At 62.4% G+C, this 16,235-nt stretch carries 20 protein-coding genes and 1 tRNA gene; 15 read left to right on the top strand and 6 right to left on the bottom strand.

Annotation, left to right across the window (positions count from 1 at the left end):
* The first annotated feature begins 488 nt into the window (after positions 1-488).
* The 5 genes from CAG18_RS27070 to CAG18_RS09390 all read left to right on the top strand — a co-directional run bounded on the left by CAG18_RS27070 (position 489) and on the right by CAG18_RS09390 (position 2,616).
* Positions 489-635 carry a hypothetical protein gene (locus CAG18_RS27070; protein ID WP_169774995.1) on the top strand — a complete coding sequence of 49 codons (147 nt, stop codon included), beginning with the start codon at positions 489-491 and terminating at the stop codon, positions 633-635.
* Positions 632-883 (top strand): DUF3077 domain-containing protein, encoded by a 252-nt coding sequence (locus tag CAG18_RS09405; protein WP_015268995.1) that lies wholly within the window; start codon positions 632-634, stop codon positions 881-883. Before CAG18_RS27070 ends, CAG18_RS09405 begins: the two co-directional genes overlap by 4 nt.
* 211 nt (positions 884-1,094) lie before the next feature.
* Positions 1,095-1,658 (top strand): GNAT family N-acetyltransferase, encoded by a 564-nt coding sequence (locus CAG18_RS09400; RefSeq protein WP_012270565.1) that lies wholly within the window; start codon positions 1,095-1,097, stop codon positions 1,656-1,658.
* Positions 1,659-1,670: 12 nt separating this feature from the next.
* Positions 1,671-2,210 carry a hypothetical protein gene (locus CAG18_RS09395; RefSeq protein WP_015268996.1) on the top strand — a complete coding sequence of 180 codons (540 nt, stop codon included), beginning with the start codon at positions 1,671-1,673 and terminating at the stop codon, positions 2,208-2,210.
* Positions 2,211-2,229: 19 nt separating this feature from the next.
* A complete protein-coding gene (locus CAG18_RS09390; RefSeq protein ID WP_015268997.1) occupies positions 2,230-2,616 on the top strand; it encodes a lysozyme inhibitor LprI family protein in 387 nt (128 codons plus the stop codon).
* Between the two features lie 122 nt (positions 2,617-2,738).
* Here the strand turns inward: CAG18_RS09390 and mnmH are convergent, their stop codons facing one another.
* Entirely contained in the window at positions 2,739-3,851 is a 1,113-nt protein-coding gene (gene mnmH, locus CAG18_RS09385) for a tRNA 2-selenouridine(34) synthase MnmH (protein WP_085720786.1), read from the bottom strand.
* A complete protein-coding gene (gene selD / locus CAG18_RS09380; RefSeq protein WP_085720785.1) occupies positions 3,851-4,885 on the bottom strand; it encodes a selenide, water dikinase SelD in 1,035 nt (344 codons plus the stop codon). The genes mnmH and selD overlap by 1 nt, the downstream gene beginning before the upstream one ends.
* A gap of 127 nt (positions 4,886-5,012) precedes the next feature.
* On the opposite strand from selD, the gene CAG18_RS09375 reads away from it, so the two are divergent.
* The 4 genes from CAG18_RS09375 to phnE are packed head-to-tail and all read left to right on the top strand — an operon-like array spanning position 5,013 to position 8,267.
* Positions 5,013-5,867 (top strand): putative selenate ABC transporter substrate-binding protein, encoded by an 855-nt coding sequence (locus CAG18_RS09375; RefSeq protein WP_085720784.1) that lies wholly within the window; start codon positions 5,013-5,015, stop codon positions 5,865-5,867.
* A gap of 20 nt (positions 5,868-5,887) precedes the next feature.
* Entirely contained in the window at positions 5,888-6,682 is a 795-nt protein-coding gene (locus tag CAG18_RS09370) for a phosphonate ABC transporter ATP-binding protein (RefSeq protein WP_061303320.1), read from the top strand.
* Positions 6,676-7,503 carry an ABC transporter permease gene (locus CAG18_RS09365; protein ID WP_085720783.1) on the top strand — a complete coding sequence of 276 codons (828 nt, stop codon included), beginning with the start codon at positions 6,676-6,678 and terminating at the stop codon, positions 7,501-7,503. The genes CAG18_RS09370 and CAG18_RS09365 overlap by 7 nt, the downstream gene beginning before the upstream one ends.
* The gene (gene phnE, locus CAG18_RS09360) at positions 7,500-8,267 is read left to right on the top strand and encodes a phosphonate ABC transporter, permease protein PhnE (RefSeq protein ID WP_015269003.1); all 768 of its coding nucleotides are present in this window, start codon (positions 7,500-7,502) and stop codon (positions 8,265-8,267) included. Before CAG18_RS09365 ends, phnE begins: the two co-directional genes overlap by 4 nt.
* Positions 8,268-8,372: 105 nt before the next feature.
* Here phnE and CAG18_RS09355 read toward each other — a convergent pair whose 3' ends face one another.
* Positions 8,373-9,260, bottom strand: a complete 888-nt coding sequence (locus CAG18_RS09355) for a bestrophin family protein (protein WP_085720782.1) — start codon at positions 9,258-9,260, stop codon at positions 8,373-8,375.
* Between the two features lie 220 nt (positions 9,261-9,480).
* On the opposite strand from CAG18_RS09355, the gene CAG18_RS09350 reads away from it, so the two are divergent.
* Entirely contained in the window at positions 9,481-9,774 is a 294-nt protein-coding gene (locus CAG18_RS09350) for a type II toxin-antitoxin system RelE/ParE family toxin (protein WP_080604915.1), read from the top strand.
* Entirely contained in the window at positions 9,771-10,067 is a 297-nt protein-coding gene (locus CAG18_RS09345; RefSeq protein ID WP_061303299.1) for an addiction module antidote protein, read from the top strand. The genes CAG18_RS09350 and CAG18_RS09345 overlap by 4 nt, the downstream gene beginning before the upstream one ends.
* A 153-nt stretch (positions 10,068-10,220) precedes the next feature.
* On the opposite strand, the gene CAG18_RS09340 is transcribed toward CAG18_RS09345, so the two are convergent.
* Positions 10,221-11,123, bottom strand: coding sequence for a transporter substrate-binding domain-containing protein (locus CAG18_RS09340; protein ID WP_015269007.1), 903 nt, complete (start codon positions 11,121-11,123; stop codon positions 10,221-10,223).
* A gap of 27 nt (positions 11,124-11,150) precedes the next feature.
* Positions 11,151-12,422, bottom strand: a complete 1,272-nt coding sequence (locus tag CAG18_RS09335) for a D-amino acid dehydrogenase (protein WP_015269008.1) — start codon at positions 12,420-12,422, stop codon at positions 11,151-11,153.
* A gap of 107 nt (positions 12,423-12,529) precedes the next feature.
* Between CAG18_RS09335 and CAG18_RS09330 the strand changes: the two genes are divergently transcribed.
* Positions 12,530-13,435: a LysR family transcriptional regulator gene (locus CAG18_RS09330; RefSeq protein WP_013971007.1), complete on the top strand. Its 906-nt coding sequence runs from the start codon at positions 12,530-12,532 to the stop codon at positions 13,433-13,435.
* 49 nt (positions 13,436-13,484) lie between these two features.
* Here CAG18_RS09330 and CAG18_RS09325 read toward each other — a convergent pair.
* Positions 13,485-13,569, bottom strand: a tRNA-Leu gene (locus CAG18_RS09325).
* 107 nt (positions 13,570-13,676) lie between these two features.
* Between CAG18_RS09325 and queA the strand changes: the two genes are divergently transcribed.
* Genes queA through yajC form a run of 3 tightly spaced genes read left to right on the top strand, consistent with a single transcriptional unit; the run spans position 13,677 to position 16,234 of the window.
* Positions 13,677-14,726, top strand: a complete 1,050-nt coding sequence (queA, locus tag CAG18_RS09320) for a tRNA preQ1(34) S-adenosylmethionine ribosyltransferase-isomerase QueA (RefSeq protein ID WP_013971008.1) — start codon at positions 13,677-13,679, stop codon at positions 14,724-14,726.
* Between the two features lie 14 nt (positions 14,727-14,740).
* Complete coding sequence (gene tgt / locus CAG18_RS09315) at positions 14,741-15,856, top strand: tRNA guanosine(34) transglycosylase Tgt (protein ID WP_013971009.1); 1,116 nt, start codon at positions 14,741-14,743, stop codon at positions 15,854-15,856.
* Positions 15,857-15,898: 42 nt separating this feature from the next.
* Complete coding sequence (yajC, locus tag CAG18_RS09310) at positions 15,899-16,234, top strand: preprotein translocase subunit YajC (protein WP_003259111.1); 336 nt, start codon at positions 15,899-15,901, stop codon at positions 16,232-16,234.
* The last annotated feature ends 1 nt before the right edge of the window (position 16,235 follow it).

Raw genomic sequence — 16,235 nt, 5'->3', positions numbered from 1 at the left:
TTTCGTTAGCCTGTACCGGCCCTTTCGCGGGTAAACCCGCTCCTACAGGTATCACCGTACCCTGTAGGAGCGGGTTTACCCGCGAAAGGGCCATCAGCTGTAAGAAGATTCTGAACCTGCAACCAAATGCTTCAGGTTGCCAGGGATTAGGAATTATCCTACGGCCTAAGTCGGATGCCGTCTGATAGGCAAGTAGCTACCTCAGAGATAACGTTTCGGCGTCGTCACAATTGGCGATCGGGTGTGAGAAGCCCGGTGTTTCGAGATGGCTTGCCAGTTATGGCAGCCGTGCGCGTGCAGACTTCGGTCTGGCCGGTGCCTCGGACACTGGTCTTCTCACCTCGCGTACGGCTGCCACCTTATCTGTGAGAAGGATGCGAGTGGTTGCCTCTGAAAATATTTCCGAGATGACTATGAAAAAACTTGTACCTGATCCACCCGTTACAGACCTTACTTACCAAGCCGCGAAGTCCCAGGCTACCCAGGTCATGGACATTCTCTCCAACACCATCCTCCAATACCTCGACGCAGAAGCCCCGGACCTGCGTTCCACCCTTCTCGAAAACATGTCGACGCAAACTGCCCTGTTGCACGCCTTGTTAGCCCACATAAAGGCGCAGGAGGCCCAGGCATGAGCGACCACCTCAAATCCCGCACCACCGTAGGTGCGGAGAAATTCCTTGAGCTGTACCGGATAGAGCCGGGTGTACCGCTTGATCTGGCATTCGATGAATTGTCGGTGCTGATCGGCTGTATCAAGCATTTGAACGAAGAGGCCGAGATGGAGGGCGACAAGATCGCTGGCAGCGCGGCGCGCATTCTCAGTGCCATGGCCAAGGCGCTGATCAATGACATGGAAATGGGCTTGAATCGGGGCGCCTGAACGATTTTTGGGGCCGCTTTGCGGCCCATCGACGCGGTTCGTCGCCACGACAAGCCAGGCTCCCACAGGTATAGTGCAAGGCTCCTGGCCTGTGGTGTACCTGTGGGAGCCTGGCTTGCCGGCGATAGGGCTGCGCAGCAGCCCCGGGATGCTTGAACCGATCGCTTGACGTTAAACTGTCATCTCCCCAGCAATGGACAGGAGATCCGGCGTGACCCCACCCCGCAGTTTCCCCAGTGACCTCTGCCTCGACAGCCCGCGTCTGCAATTGCGCCCCATGCGCCATGCCGATGCCGCGCAATGGCTGGCGATCATGGCCGACCCCGAGGTCATGCGCTATTGGCACCATGCACCTTGGCAAGACCTGGCCGAAGCCGAAAGCGCCCTGGCCGCCGACCGCGAAGCCTATGCCAATGGTGACCAGCTCAAGCTTGGCATGTACCGCCGTGACAACGGCGAACTGATCGGTATGGTCCAGCTGTTCAATATCGACGATGTCTCTCGCCGTGGTGAAATCGGCTACTGCCTGGCCAGCGCGGTGCAGGGCAGGGGTTACATGGACGAAGCACTGACCTGCTTCATCGATTACCTCGCCCACACCCTGCACATGCGCCGCCTGGAAGGCGAGATCGACCCGCGCAACCAAGGTTCGGCACGCACTCTGGAGCGCCAGGGCTTTGTGCTGGAAGGCACATTGCGTGCGCGTTGGTGCGTTGCCGGCGAGTTGTCCGATTCGGGTATTTATGGCCTTCTGCTAGAGCCCCCGGTTGCATAGGAAGTAAATCTCTTGCCAGTTTTCTACCTGAGCGCCAGCCTGCTGCTTTACCTGCTCGCACTGTTCTTCGACGGCGCGCTGATGAGTGGTGACCGCCACATGCCGGCCCTGCAGATGCTGTTGTACGGGCCTTGGGGTATGCCCTTCGGGTTGTACCAGTGGTTTGCCAACCCGCTGCTGGCCCTGGCGGTCCTTGCCCATCGACGCTTTCGCCGGCTGGCATTGCTGGTCGGGCTGGTGGCTGTGTATCTGGCGGCCAGCAGCTTTGGAATTGACCGCCTGCCGGACAATCAGAGCTATGAGTTCCATGACCTGACCGGTTTTGGTGCCGGTTTCTACCTGTGGCTGGCGGCAATGGTGGTGTTTTGCATGGGCCAGGCCTGGCATTGCTGGAGGGCACGCAGCGCCGACGACATGCCGGGCTGGAGCTGGCTGGATGTGGTGTTGATCGCGGCGCTTGGCGTGGCGTTGTATGCGGCCACGCAGATGCCATCGCTGCGCTTCGAGCCGGGCAAGGTGCTGATGCCGCCGGAACAGCCACAGACGCTGTGATACCCACAAGGAGGGGTTGATGGCCAAGCATTACCTGACGGGCCTGGCAGTGGCCTGTGTGCTGCCGCTGGCCCAGGCGGATGACTACACGCCGGGATACGGGCAGTGCATGGACAAGGCGTCCAGTACCGTGGCCATGAGCGAGTGCATTCGGGCCGAGACGCAGTTGCAGGACCAGCGTTTGAACCGGGTGTACAAGCAATTGATGGGCAAGCTGGATGCCGGGCAGCAGAAGAGCCTGCGTGATGTGCAGCGCAAGTGGCTTGCCTACCGCGATGGCAATTGCGGGTTCCATGTGCAGGCCAGTGGCGGGACAATGGCACAGCTGGAAGGTGGGACCTGTGTGATGGACATGACCCGCGACCGGGCGGCGGAGCTGGAGCGCGTGCTCAGCCCTGGGCAGTGAGGCTGCCAGTACTGGCCCTATCGCCGGCAAGCCAGCTCCCACAGGGAGCGCATACCCTGTCAGGCAGTGCAATACCTGTGGGAGCTGGCTTGCCGGCGATGGGGCGCGAAGCGGCCCCGTTTTTACTTGCGCGGTTCGCGCAGCGCTCGGGCCTTGAGGTACTCGCGCACTTCCACCGCATCCCCGGCAAACTCGATACGCTCTGCTTTCGCTGCACGCTGGTAGGCATACATCGGGTCGTAATACTCGCTCAGCAAGCTTTCGATGAAGACCCGGTGCAATTCCACCGAACCACTGCGCTGCTGCTCGTCCAGCGCCTGGCGCAGGATTTCCGACAGCCGCTGATGGCGCTCGCCGCCGAGGCGCTTTTGAATCCTGCCCATGCTCTGCAGAAGTGTCTCGGCAAATAGCCGCCGGCCATCTTCTTCACCATGCAGGGTGACGAACTCGGCGCTCAGGTCGATCACGTAGTCGCGCAGGATACGCTCCACGCGGTTGGCCAAACTGTCTTCCAGCCACACCAGCGGGTATTGCTGCATGCCCTGGTACAACTCCAGCGGTACGGTGCAGCTGCCCACGATTCGGCCTTCGTCTTCCAGCACGAACTGCTCGATGCCCCGGGCGCGTTTTTTCAACACTTCTATGGCCAGCCTGTTCTCGAAGTCGATCTGCGCTGGCTGAGCAGTGGCGCGCTTGCCAAAGCTGGAACCGCGATGGTTGGCGTAGCCCTCCAGGTCCAGCGCGTTGTCCAGCAGGTGCAGCACATCGGTCTTGCCGGTGCCGGTCAGGCCGCCCACGAGCACGAAATCACATTGCGCGACCGCCTGTTGGGTAGTCTCCAGCAGGAAGTGGCGCATAGCCTTGTAGCCGCCCTCGACGAGGGGGTAGTGGATGCCCTTCTCATCGCGCAGCACTTTCTGCACAAGATGGGAGCGCAGGCCGCCACGGAAGCAGTACAGGTAGCCTTCCGGGTGATCCTCGGCGAACTTTGCCCAAGCCTCCAGACGTGCCTGCTTGATCTTGCCGCTGACCAGCTTGTGGCCCAGAACGATGGCTTCAGCCTGGCCTTTCTGCTTGTAGCAGGTGCCGACCTTTTGCCGCTCCTGGTCATTCATCAGCGGCAGGTTTACGGCACCGGGGAAGGCGCCCTTGGCAAATTCGACAGGTGCACGCATGTCCATCATCGGCACGTCGTCGAGGAACAACTGGCGGAAGTCGGTGCAGTCGGGGCGCATCAGATCACCTCGACCGCGTGGCTCTGTCGCTCGACCAGCTTGCCGATCGGCGCCAGTTGCAGGCCCAGTTCGGCGGCCACCGCCAGGAACTCGGCTTCACCCTCCGGGATAACCGCCACCAGCAGGCCACCGCTGGTCTGCGGGTCGCACAGCAGATGCTTCTGGTCGTCGCTCAGGGCGCCGATCTTGTGGCCATAGCTGTCGAAGTTGCGCAGGGTGCCGCCGGGGATGCAGCCCTCGGCCAGGTAGTGGTCGACGCTGGGCAGGCGCGGGACGGCGGCATAGTCCAAATGAGCGGTAAGGCCACTGCCCTCGGCCAGTTCCACCAGGTGGCCGAGCAGGCCGAAACCGGTGACGTCGGTCATGGCCTTGACCCCGTCAAGCTTGCCGAAGCGGCTACCTGGCGTGTTGAGGGTGCACATCCAGTCGCGGGCAAGGCCCTGGTCCTGGGGGCGCAGCTTGGCCTTTTTCTCGGCGGTGGTGAGGATGCCGATACCCAGTGGCTTGGTCAGGTACAAGCGGCAGCCTGCGCTGGCGGTGTCGTTGCGCTTGAGGTGACGCTTGCTGACCACGCCGGTGACGGCCAGGCCGAAGATCGGCTCGGGGGCGTCGATGGAGTGGCCGCCGGCCAGCGGGATACCGGCTTCGGCGCATACCGCACGGCCGCCGCGGATCACTTCGCGGGCCACTTCCGGTGGCAGCACGTTGACCGGCCAGCCGAGAATGGCAATGGCCATCAGCGGGTCGCCGCCCATGGCGTAGATGTCGCTGATGGCGTTGGTGGCGGCGATACGGCCGAAGTCGTACGGGTCATCGACGATCGGCATGAAGAAGTCGGTGGTCGAGACCACGCCGCGCTCGTCATCCAGCGCGTACACGGCAGCGTCGTCGCGCGAGGCGTTGCCTACCCACAGTTTCGGGTCCAGAGCCTGGGTGCCGCTTTCTGCGAGGATCACATCCAGCACCTTGGGGGATATCTTGCAGCCACAGCCGGCACCATGGCTGTACTGGGTCAGGCGAATCGGCTCGCTCATGTGCACCTCAGGAGGTCAATTTGATGCGCGATTGTAGCAAAGCTGGCCTTTGCGCCTGCGCCTCTTATAATTCCCGTCGTCGGCCTATAGGCCGACATTTCCCCGCTATTGAACCGGAGAACACCTCATGCTCAAACGCCCTCTGGCGCTCGCCGCCGGCCTTGTGCTGTCTTGCTGTGCCGTTGTCGCCCAGGCCGCCGACACTCTGCGGGTCAGCGCCATCCCTGACGAAGCACCGACCGAACTGCAGCGCAAGTTCAAACCGTTGGGCGAGTACCTGGCCAAGCAGTTGGGCATGGAGGTGAAGTTCGTGCCTGTGGCCGATTACCCCGCGGTAGTCGAATCGCTGGCCTCCGGCCGCCTGGACCTGGCCTGGCTGGGGGGCTTCACCTTCGTACAGGTGCACTTGAAGGACCCTGCCGCCACGCCGCTGGTGCAGCGTGAACAGGATGCGCAGTTCACCTCCAAATTCATCACCGCCAACCCTGATGTGAAGAGCCTGGCCGACCTCAAAGGCAAGTCGTTTGCCTTCGGTTCCATTTCCTCCACTTCGGGCAGCCTGATGCCGCGTTACTTCATGCTCAAGCAGGACAACATCAAGCCTGAAGACTACTTCGGTCGCGTTGCCTACTCCGGCGCCCACGATGCCACCGTGGCCTGGGTGCAGGCCGGCAAGGTCGATGGCGGCGTGCTCAATGCCAGCGTTTGGCAGAAGCTGGTGGATGCCGGCAAGGTCGATACCGCCAAGGTGAAGGTGTTCGCCACCACCCCGACCTACTTCGACTACAACTGGACCGTGCGCGGCAACATGGACCCGGCGCTGAAAGAGAAGATCAAGAAAGCCTTCCTCGGCCTCGACCCGGCCAACCCGGAGCACAAGGCGATCCTCGACCTGCAGGCGGCCAGCCGCTTCATCGAGACCAAACCTGAGAACTACGTGGGCACCGAGCAGGCTGCGCGCGAGGCCGGCCTGCTCAAGTGATATCGACAGTGGCTTCCAATGTGGCGATCCATCTGCACGAGGCCGGGCTGCGCCATGGCCAGGTGCGTGCGCTCGATGCCGTGTGCCTGAGCATCGGCCAGGGCGAGCGCGTCGCCATCATAGGCCCGTCGGGGGCGGGCAAGTCCAGCTTGTTGCACCTGATGGCGACCGCCGTCCAGCCCAGCAGCGGGCGCCTGGAACTGCTCGGCGAGCAGCCATGGGCGTTGTCCTCCAGAGCCCGCCAGCGCCTGCGTGCGCGGGTAGGCCTGGTGCATCAGGCACCGCCCTTGCCGCCGCGCCAGCGGGTGGTGACGGCAGTGCTGGCCGGCCGCCTGGGGCAGTGGGGCATGCTGCGTGGCCTGTTCAACCTGCTGTACCCCTGCGATGTGCCGGGGGCGCGCCAGGCACTGGCCGAGCTGGGGTTGGCCGACAAACTCTTCGTACAGTGCGGGCAATTGTCCGGTGGCCAGTTGCAGCGTGTGGGCATTGCCCGGGCGCTGTACCAGCGGCCGCAGGTGTTGTTGACCGACGAGCCGGTGTCGGCCATGGACCCGGTGCTGGCTGACCACAGTCTGGCCTTGCTCAACCGCCACGCACAGGCCAATGGCGTCACTCTGGTGGCGAGCCTGCATGCCGTGGACCTGGCGCTGGCGCACTTCCCGCGGGTGATTGGTATCCGCGAAGGGCAGGTGGTGTTCGACTGCCCGGCGCAAGCGGTGACCGAGCAGTTGCTGGATGCGTTGTATGCGAATGAACAACTGGCTTCACCACCGAGCCAGGGGCCGACCCTGACCGTGCAGATACCGCGATGCTGAAACTTGATGCCCGCGACCCGGCGCTGTTGCCGCGGTTGCTGCTGACCCTGCTGGCTGTGGCGGTGCTGTGGCCTGGCGTGCAGCTGAGCGAATTGAACCCGGCGGTCCTGCTGCAAGCGGAGAATCGCCAGCAGATCGCCAGTTTCACCAGTGCCTTCTGGCCACCAGCACACGATGCCGACTTCCTTTCCCTGCTTTATGAGGCCACCTTGCAGACCCTGGCCGTGGCCACGGCCGGCATGGCGTTGGCGTTGCTGCTGGCGGTCCCTGCCGGGTTGCTGGCCAGCCGTGCCTTGTCGCTGCGTGCCGCCTCACATGGCGGTCGCGCCGGGTTGTGGTCGCGTCTGCTACGCCTGCCAGTGCGCTGGTTGCTGATTTTCCTGCGCAGTGTGCCGGAAATCGTCTGGGCGTTGCTGTTCGTGCGGGCCGTGGGGCTGGGGCCGACGGCGGGCGTGCTGGCTATCGCCATTACCTACAGCGGTATGCTCGGCAAGGTCTATGCCGAGATCTTCGAATCGGTCGACCAGCGCCCGGCGCATGCCTTGCTGCAGGCGGGTAGTGGCCGCCTGGCTGCGTTTTTCTACGGCATCCTGCCCAGTGCGGTCTCCGAAGTGGTGTCCTACACCGTGTACCGCTGGGAGTGCGCGGTGCGCGCCTCGGTGGTGATGGGCTTTGTCGGTGCTGGCGGGCTGGGGCAGCAGATTGACCTGTCGATGCGAATGTTCGCGGGAGCGGAAGTGGCAAGCATGCTGCTGACCTTCCTGGTCCTGGTGATGCTGGCCGACCTGCTCAGCCGCTTCCTGCGCTGGAGGCTTGCATGAACCGGGTCATCAACTGGCTGGTGCTCGGCGCCATCGTGGCTGCAGTGATGGCCTCGTTCGCATACCTGGAGCTGGACTTGCAGGCGCTGGTCGGCAACGGCGGGCTGGGGCAGATGGGCGAGTATGCCGGGCGTTTTCTGCACCCGGACCTGTCTGCCGGGCACCTGCGCGCGGTAGCGCATGGGGCGCTGGAAACCTTGGCCATGTCCGGCCTGGGCACCTTGTTGGCCATGCTGCTGGGCATGCTGTTGGCGCTGCCGGCCGCTGGCCGGTTCGGTTGGCCACTGCAGGCCTGTGCGCGGTTGTTGCTGAATGCCCTGCGGGCCATCCCGGAACTGGTGTGGGCCGCGCTGACGGTGCTGGCTGCCGGGCTTGGGCCGAATGCCGGTACCCTGGCGTTGGCGCTGCACACCGCTGGCGTGCTGGGGCGGCTGTTTGCCGAGGCGCTGGAGAACGCACCGCCGGAGCCGGCGGCGGCCATCCGCTTGCAGGGCGGTAGCCAGGTGGCGGCATTCTGCTTTGGCACCTTGCCCAATCTGTGGCCGCAGTTGCTGGCTTATAGCCTGTATCGGTGGGAGAACAATATCCGCATGGCCAGCGTTCTGGGGTTTGTCGGTGCGGGTGGGTTGGGGCAGATGCTGTACACCACCTTGAGCCTGTTCCAGGAGGCCCAGGCCAGCACGGTGATCATGGGGATGCTGGTGCTGGTGTTGCTGGTGGACGCGTTGAGTGATGTGTTGCGCCAGCGCTATGTGCGGGCCTGACAGATAGCCTTTCGCCGGCAAGCCACAGGTACGGTGCAAGGTCACAGGATTCCACGGCCCCTGTGGGAGCTGGCTTGCCGGCGATAGGGCCGTTGAGGTCTGGCACTAAGCCAGCTCCCCACACTGCGCCTCCCGCTGCATCGACTCCAGGTTCCGCTCAATCGTCTCGCAAATGCTGTCCATCTGGATCTGGTGTTCACTGAATCTGAACGGGCTCTGCAAATCCGTCCCGATCCGCTCGATGGCCAGCAGCATGAAGCCCACCACCGTCGAAGCCAGCGGCGTGAACCAGCCCAGCGACTCCACCAGCCCCACCGGTACGATCAGGCAGAACAGGGTGATGAACAGCCGCGGAAAATACACGTAAGGGTAGGGCAGTGGCGTATTGGCGATCCGTTCCATGCCACCTTGGGCATTGGACAGGTCCACCAGCGTCGATTCCAGCCTTGCCAGGCGAATGCTGTCCAGCCGCCCGGCCTGGTACTCCCGCGCCAGCAACGCCGCCGAACCACTCAGAATGTCGTTGGCGAAATTGTTCGAACGGTTGCGCCGCTCGAATTCCGCTGGCGGAATGAACGCCATCAGTTCATCCGGGCAGCGCTCGCCCTTCAGGTGCGCCGCCAGGCAGTTCACATAGGCGATATGCCGACGCAGCAGGGTAGCCTTGACCGGGTTCAGGCCATCATCCGGGTCATCGATCAGCGTCAGTGCCTGCCGCGCGAAGCTGCGTGAACTGTTCACCAACGCCCCCCACAATGTGCGCGCCTCCCACCAGCGGTTGTAGGCGCTGCTGTTGCGAAAGCTCACCAGCACCACCAGCGCCGAGCCAAGCAAGGTCAGCGGGATCAACGGCAGGGTGAACTTGCTGTTGAAGAACAGCATGAAATCGATGGTGACCAGCACATCCCAGATCAGCAGCCAGAATAGCGACCAGCCGATGTAGCCGACGGTCTTCACGACCAGGCGGTACTTGCGGGTGATGATGTCTTTCACGCGGGGTACCTCGAAACGCGGGTGATGCAGGATCGGACGTCGAGGCGCGGCGAAGGTTCGGGTGTTGAATGTTGCAAGGTTTTTTATGACCGTGAAGAGAAAGGTCTGACCCCTTATATGGGAAATGCCTGAGTTCCCATATAAGGGGTAAGGCGACAGAGTGGGCCGCTTCAACACTTGAATGGGTGTATCCGTACGGATACGATTGGGTGACCACTTGATGTATCTCGTTGAACAGACGGAGAGCTTTGCAGTTTGGCTATCCAGCTTGAGAGATTTGAGGGCCCAGCTTGCGATAGGTCGTAGATTGGAGCGAGCAGCAATGGGGAATCTTGGAGATGTCAAATGGCTTGGAGGCGGTATCGGTGAGCTTCGCATCGATGTAGCTGCTGGATATCGTGTCTATTTTGCGCAAAAGGGCCAGAGGCTGGTTCTGCTGTTGGTCGGTGGAGACAAGTCCACCCAGGCCACCGATATCCTCAAAGCCAGAAAACTGCTGAAGGAGATGAAATGAGCGAAAAGTTGATCCCGTTTGATATGGCGGCCTTGTTGAGTAGTGATGAGGCCATCACTGAGTACCTTAGTCAGGTCCTCGCAGATGGCGATACCGAGGAAATAATTCGGGCACTTGGCCATATCGCTCGCGCACGGGGAATGACGCGTATCGCCACCGAGAGTGGGTTGGGAAGGGAAAGTCTGTACAAGGCACTCAGTCCAGGCGCAAAACCACGCTTTGACACTGTGCTGAAAGTCATTCGTGCCTTGGGTGTCGACCTCCTCGTTCAGCCCCATGTGGTTCCCCGCTAGCAGAACAGGGATTTCGGAGGGCTGAACGGGGCGGTTGGTCAGCTTCATGGCAGGTCATTCCTGCGCTGGCAACGGGGCGCGGCCGGAGCGGCCGAGGCCATTGCCTCCAGTACTCGGCTAGGCCGTGAGCCAGAGGGGCTGGTCGTCTGGATGCTACTCCACCGGGTCACTCACCGGCTTGGCAAAGATGGCCTTGAGTTCGCTGGTCATCGGGAATTCCAGGTTCAAGCCTTTGGGCGGAATCGGTTGTTCGAACCAGCGCTGGTAGATCCCGTTGATTTCCCCGGAACTGTACAGCTCGCCCAGCGCCGCGTTCACCAGCGCGAGGAACTGCGGGTCATCCTTGCGCACCATGCAGCTGTAGATTTCCCGCGACTGCTCTTCCCCGACCACCACCCAGTTGTGCGGATCACGGGCCTTGGCGCGTTCTCCGTAGAGCAGCGCATCGTCCATGTAGAACGCCGCTGCCCGGCCGGACTGCAACATCTGGAAGGCTTCACCATGGTCCTTGGCGCTGATCACGTACATGTCCATCTTGTTATCGACGTTGTAGCTTTTCAGATAGCGTTCGTTGGTGGTGCCGGCGGTGGTCACCACATTCTTGCCGCGCAGGTCGGCGAAACTCTTGATCCCGCTGTCTTTGGCCGTCAGTAATTGACCTTTGACATAGATGAACCCATAGGAAAACGCCACCTGCTTCTGGCGCTCTGCGGTGACGCCGGTCGAGCCGCACTCCAGGTCAACGGTACCGTTCTGTACCAGCGGAATGCGGGTTTGCGATGTCACCAGGTTGTACTTCACCTTGAGCTGGGGCAATGCCAGCTTCTGCTGTACCCGCTCGACGATCTTGTTCGCCAGGTCTACTGAGTAGCCCATGGGTTGTCCCGAATGATCTCCCACGTAGGAGAACGGCACTGAAGCATCGCGATAGCCCAGGGTAATGCTGTTGGCTCTGGCAATCTTGCTCAGGGTAGGCCCCAGCGCTGCTTCGTCAGCATGGGCCTGGGTGCCTAGCAACAGGCCAAGGGTGCAGCCGATCAACGTGATTTTTCGCATTGTTATTCTCCGTTGTAGGTGAGGGGATCAGAGACGTGCTGCAGTACGGTTATTTCCACCAGCCGCACGGGCGGTGAAACCCTGCAGGTCGATGGAGGGGCGGCGCTGGCCGATCAGTTCACTCAGCAGACGTGCGCTGGCGCAGGCCAGGGTAAAGCCCAGCGCTCCATGGCCAAGGTTCAGCCACAGATTGCGGTACGCCGTTGCGCCCAGCAGCGGTACGCCGCTGGGGGTCGCCGGCCGCATGCCGGCCCATTCGATGGCGTAGTCGTAGTCACCAGCATTGGCGAAGGTTTCGCGGGCCTGGCGTTTTAGCAGGGCCAGGCGCTTGGGGTCCAGCGACGGATCGAAACCGACAATGTCTACCATCGCCGCCACCCGCAACTGTTCACCAATCCGGGCGTAGACGATCTTGCGATCGTAGTCGGTGATGCTCAGGTCCGGCGCCTTGTGCTGTGCACCGATCGGTAATGTCAGGCTATAGCCCTTGAGTGGATACAGCGGCAGGTCGATGCCCGGCAGTGCCAGCAACGCACTGCGATGGCCGGCTGCAACGACCAATTGCTCCACCGGCAGCACTTCGTCGTCCAGTTCAATTGCATTCACTACGCCATGCGCATGGCGAATTGCGGACACCGCTTGGCCCAGGCGGAATTTGCAGCGTCCCGACGCCTGCAGGTGCGCCGCCAGTTGCTGGCAAAAGCTGTGGCAGTCGCCGACTTCTTCATCCGGGGTATAGATGGCGCCGACAAAGGGCGCCTCTGCCAGTGCCGGGTCCAGACGGGTGCAGTCGGCGTGCGACAGCACCTGTTGTTGCTGGGGCGCGGCAAGGTTCTTGCGCGCATGTTCGAAGCTGCTGGCCTGGCGGAAGGTGACCAGCTTGCCGTTGCGCCGCCAGTTGAAACCGTCCAGGCCATCCTCTTCTCGCCAGGTTTGCAAGGTCGATTGGCTCAACAGCGCTAGGCGCAACAGGTGGCCTGCGTTGGCACGGTTGACCGAGGAGCGGCAAGCACCAAGGAATGCTGCCATCCAGCGCCATTGGGCACGATCGAAGCGCGGGCGCAATCGCAGCGGCGATTCACCGCGCAGCATCCAGCCAAGGGCCTGCAATGGCACACCTGCGTCGGCCAGGGGCGCCACGTACCGATAGGACAGCTGGCCGCCGTTGGCGAAGCTGGTTTCACTGCCCAACGAATCGCGAGCCTCGATCAGCGTCACGTCAAAGCCGTCGCGTACCAGTGCATAAGCGGTTGACAGCCCAATGACGCCACCGCCGATGATGCATACATGCTGAGCCATGTCAGTCCTTGTTCTTTGTTGGAACGAGGCTGAGGTTAGGGCCAGGTGACAGGTGGCGAAAAATGAATAAAGATCGCTGAGCCATAAACAAAGGTTATGGACTTGCCATGCGCCTTCGCCATATCGAGATTTTCCAGGCCATCCGCCAGACCGGCTCGGTCAGCGGTGCCGCACAGTTGCTGCACGTTTCCCAACCTGCCGTGACCAAGGTTCTGCAGCACGCCGAGCAGCAACTGGGCTTCCCGTTGTTCCTGCGGGTGCGCGGCAAGCTGCAGCCCACGCCCGAAGCGCTGGAGCTGGAGCGTGAGGTCGACAAGGTAACGGAGAGTCTGCAAGGAGTGCGACGCCTGGCGCAAAGCCTGCGTCGCGCGCCAGGCCACAGCCTGCGGATCGGTGCGACCCCGGCACTGGCCCTGTCGCTGCTGCCGCCGGCCATTCATGAATGGACCCAGCGTTATCCGGATATCGCCTGCGAGTTGTCCAGCGCCCACAGTCGCGAACTGGTGCAGAACCTTTTGATGCGGGAGATCGATGTCGCCCTGACCTTGCAACAGCCAGATCACCCTGCGCTCAAGGCTCAGGCGCTGGCCAGCGGGGTTTTGGTGGCATTGGCACCGGCAGGTTATTGGCCGCTGGAAGATGAAGGCAAGCCGCTGCCGTTGGCGGCACTGGCCGGTGCGCCCATGATCGGGCTGTCCAGCGCCGACCCGCTGTCGGTGCGCCTCGAAAGCTACCTCAAGGCGGTGGAGCCGCCGCCACGGGTGAGCATTGCGGTGCAAACCTATTCACTGGCCAGGGCGATGGTCGAATCCGGTGCTGGGCTGGCGGTGATCGATCCCTTCACCGCACTTGGCGCGGCGCCTGGGGCGACCGCGATCAGGCCGCTGGCCCCGGCGCTGCCGATTACCTTGTATGCGGTCACCCGCACTGCCGAACCGTCACCGCATACATTGAGCGAGCTGCTGACGATTTTCAGCAGCCGTGCCCAGGGGCAGCTGGATCGCTGGCGCTGACCGGACGGGCAAAAAAAAACCGACCATAAGGTCGGTTTTTTCCGGATCTTGGTGCCCCGAGGGAGACTCGAACTCCCACTCCTTTCGAAAACGGATTTTGAATCCGCCGCGTCTACCAATTCCGCCATCAGGGCTTGTGGCGCGCAGTATAGAGAGCCACCGCTGGTCGGTCAATCGGCTTTCATGGTCAATTTTCACACATTGGGCTAAACTTCCCGGCCCTGCCGAACCGAACATCATCATGCGCGTCGCCGATTTTTCCTTCGAACTCCCCGATTCCCTGATCGCCCGCCACCCGCTGGCCGAGCGCCATGGCAGCCGTCTGCTGGTGCTCGATGGGCCAACCGGCGCGCTGGCGCACCGGCAATTCCCCGATCTGCTCGAGTACCTGCGCCCCGGCGACCTGATGGTGTTCAACAACACCCGGGTGATCCCGGCGCGGTTGTTCGGCCAGAAGGCTTCCGGCGGCAAGCTGGAAGTGCTGGTCGAGCGCGTGCTCGACAGCCATCGGGTGCTGGCCCATGTGCGCGCCAGCAAGGCGCCCAAGGTAGGCGCGGTCATCCTCATCGATGGCGGCGGCGAGGCCGAAATGGTCGCACGCCATGACACGCTGTTCGAGCTGCGCTTCACCGAAGAGGTGCTGCCGCTACTCGACCGTGTCGGCCACATGCCGCTGCCGCCGTACATCGACCGCCCCGACGAGGGCGCCGACCGTGAGCGCTACCAGACTGTGTACGCCGAACGAGCCGGTGCAGTCGCCGCACCGACCGCAGGCTTGCACTTCGATGAGGCGTTGCTGGAGAAGATTGCCGCCAAGGGTGTAGAGCGTGCCTTCGTCACCTTGCACGTGGGCGCGGGCACCTTCCAGCCGGTGCGGGTCGACAAGATCGAAGACCACCACATGCATAAAGAGTGGCTTGAAGTGAGCCAGGAGGTGGTCGATGCCATCGAGGCTTGCCGCGCCCGTGGCGGCCGGGTAATCGCAGTCGGCACCACCAGCGTGCGTTCGCTGGAGAGCGCAGCGCGCGATGGCGTGCTCAAGGCCTTCAGCGGCGATACCGACATCTTCATCTACCCGGGCCGGCCGTTCCATGTGGTCGACGCCTTGGTCACCAATTTCCACCTGCCGGAGTCCACGCTGCTGATGCTGGTCTCGGCCTTCGCCGGCTACCCCGAGACCATGGCCGCCTACGCGGCAGCGGTCGAGCAGGGGTACCGCTTCTTCAGTTACGGTGATGCCATGTTCATCACCCGCAATCCGGCGCCACGCGGGCCCGAGGATCAAGCATGAGTCGCACCTGTCGAATGTCCTTCGAACTGCTGGCCACCGACGGCAAGGCCCGTCGTGGCCGCATCACCTTCCCACGGGGCACCGTGGAAACGCCGGCGTTCATGCCGGTGGGCACCTATGGCACGGTCAAGGGCATGCTGCCGCGCGACATCGAAGCCATCGGCGCCGAGATGATCCTGGGCAACACCTTCCACCTGTGGCTGCGCCCGGGCACCGAGGTGATCAAGAAGCACAACGGCCTGCACGACTTCATGCAGTGGAAAGGCCCGATCCTCACCGACTCCGGTGGCTTCCAGGTGTTCAGCCTGGGCGCCATGCGCAAGATCAAGGAAGAGGGCGTGACCTTCGCCTCGCCGGTCGATGGCGCCAAGGTGTTCATGGGCCCGGAAGAGTCGATGCAGGTGCAGCGTGACCTGGGCTCGGACGTGGTGATGATTTTCGACGAGTGCACCCCGTACCCGGCCGAGCACGATGTGGCGCGCGCGTCCATGGAGCTGTCGCTGCGCTGGGCCCAGCGCTCGAAGAACGCCCACGCCGACAACACTGCGGCGCTGTTCGGTATCGTCCAGGGCGGCATGTACCAGGACCTGCGCATGCGCTCGCTGGAAGGCCTGGAAAACATCGGCTTCGACGGCCTGGCCATCGGTGGCCTGTCGGTGGGCGAGCCCAAGCACGAAATGATCAAGGTGCTGGATTACCTGCCGGGCCAGATGCCTGCTGACAAACCTCGTTACCTTATGGGGGTAGGCAAACCGGAAGATCTCGTTGAGGGTGTGCGCCGCGGCGTCGACATGTTCGACTGCGTGATGCCGACGCGTAACGCGCGCAACGGTCATCTGTTCGTCGATACGGGGGTGATCAAGATTCGCAATGCGTTCCATCGCCACGATGATTCGCCGCTGGATCCGACCTGTGACTGCTACACCTGCACCAACTTCTCCCGCGCCTATCTCCATCACCTGGACAAGTGCGGCGAAATGCTGAGCAGCATGCTGAATACCATCCACAACTTGCGCCATTACCAGCGCTTGATGGCCGGTTTACGCGAGGCTATTCAACAAGGTAAATTGGCCGCCTTTGTCGACGCCTTCTACGCCAAGCGCGGGCTTCCTGTGCCGCCTTTGGACTGACTGTCTGCATCCATTATTAGAAAATTACATTAGGAGTGCCCAATGAGCTTCTTGATCCCCGCCGCTTACGCGGACGCCGCTGCACCTGCCGCCGGCCCAGCCGGTACCGGCTTCGAATGGATTTTCCTGGTCGGTTTCCTGGTCATCTTCTACCTGATGATCTGGCGCCCGCAGGCCAAGCGTGCAAAAGAGCAGAAGAACCTGCTGAGCAACTTGCAGAAGGGTGACGAAGTTGTCACCAACGGCGGCATCGCTGGCAAGATCGTCAAGGTTTCCGATGATTTCGTGGTCCTGGAAGTTTCCGACAACGTCGAGCTGAAGTTCCAGAAGGGTGCCATCGCGGCCACCCTGCCAAAAGGTACGCTCAAGGCTATCTGAG

It is taken from the genome of Pseudomonas sp. B22(2017), from assembly GCF_002113105.1.
Lineage (GTDB): Bacteria > Pseudomonadota > Gammaproteobacteria > Pseudomonadales > Pseudomonadaceae > Aquipseudomonas > Aquipseudomonas asiatica.
The sequence above is the reverse complement of the archived record's forward strand: the minus strand, read 5'-3'. Positions and strand labels throughout refer to the sequence as shown.

Excerpts from the sequence above, each read along its gene's own strand:
- CAG18_RS09335 (WP_015269008.1), bottom strand. The coding sequence starts at position 12,422 with ATGGCTCAGCATGTATGCATCATCGGCGGTGGCGTCATTGGGCTGTCA.
- CAG18_RS09350 (WP_080604915.1), top strand. The coding sequence starts at position 9,481 with ATGTATCTCGTTGAACAGACGGAGAGCTTTGCAGTTTGGCTATCCAGC.
- tgt (WP_013971009.1), top strand. The coding sequence starts at position 14,741 with ATGTCCTTCGAACTGCTGGCCACCGACGGCAAGGCCCGTCGTGGCCGC.
- queA (WP_013971008.1), top strand. The coding sequence starts at position 13,677 with ATGCGCGTCGCCGATTTTTCCTTCGAACTCCCCGATTCCCTGATCGCC.
- selD (WP_085720785.1), bottom strand. The coding sequence starts at position 4,885 with ATGAGCGAGCCGATTCGCCTGACCCAGTACAGCCATGGTGCCGGCTGT.
- phnE (WP_015269003.1), top strand. The coding sequence starts at position 7,500 with ATGAACCGGGTCATCAACTGGCTGGTGCTCGGCGCCATCGTGGCTGCA.
- yajC (WP_003259111.1), top strand. The coding sequence starts at position 15,899 with ATGAGCTTCTTGATCCCCGCCGCTTACGCGGACGCCGCTGCACCTGCC.
- CAG18_RS09330 (WP_013971007.1), top strand. The coding sequence starts at position 12,530 with ATGCGCCTTCGCCATATCGAGATTTTCCAGGCCATCCGCCAGACCGGC.
- CAG18_RS09375 (WP_085720784.1), top strand. The coding sequence starts at position 5,013 with ATGCTCAAACGCCCTCTGGCGCTCGCCGCCGGCCTTGTGCTGTCTTGC.
- CAG18_RS09365 (WP_085720783.1), top strand. The coding sequence starts at position 6,676 with ATGCTGAAACTTGATGCCCGCGACCCGGCGCTGTTGCCGCGGTTGCTG.
- CAG18_RS09340 (WP_015269007.1), bottom strand. The coding sequence starts at position 11,123 with ATGCGAAAAATCACGTTGATCGGCTGCACCCTTGGCCTGTTGCTAGGC.
- CAG18_RS09390 (WP_015268997.1), top strand. The coding sequence starts at position 2,230 with ATGGCCAAGCATTACCTGACGGGCCTGGCAGTGGCCTGTGTGCTGCCG.
- CAG18_RS09405 (WP_015268995.1), top strand. The coding sequence starts at position 632 with ATGAGCGACCACCTCAAATCCCGCACCACCGTAGGTGCGGAGAAATTC.
- CAG18_RS27070 (WP_169774995.1), top strand. The coding sequence starts at position 489 with ATGGACATTCTCTCCAACACCATCCTCCAATACCTCGACGCAGAAGCC.
- CAG18_RS09345 (WP_061303299.1), top strand. The coding sequence starts at position 9,771 with ATGAGCGAAAAGTTGATCCCGTTTGATATGGCGGCCTTGTTGAGTAGT.
- mnmH (WP_085720786.1), bottom strand. The coding sequence starts at position 3,851 with ATGCGCCCCGACTGCACCGACTTCCGCCAGTTGTTCCTCGACGACGTG.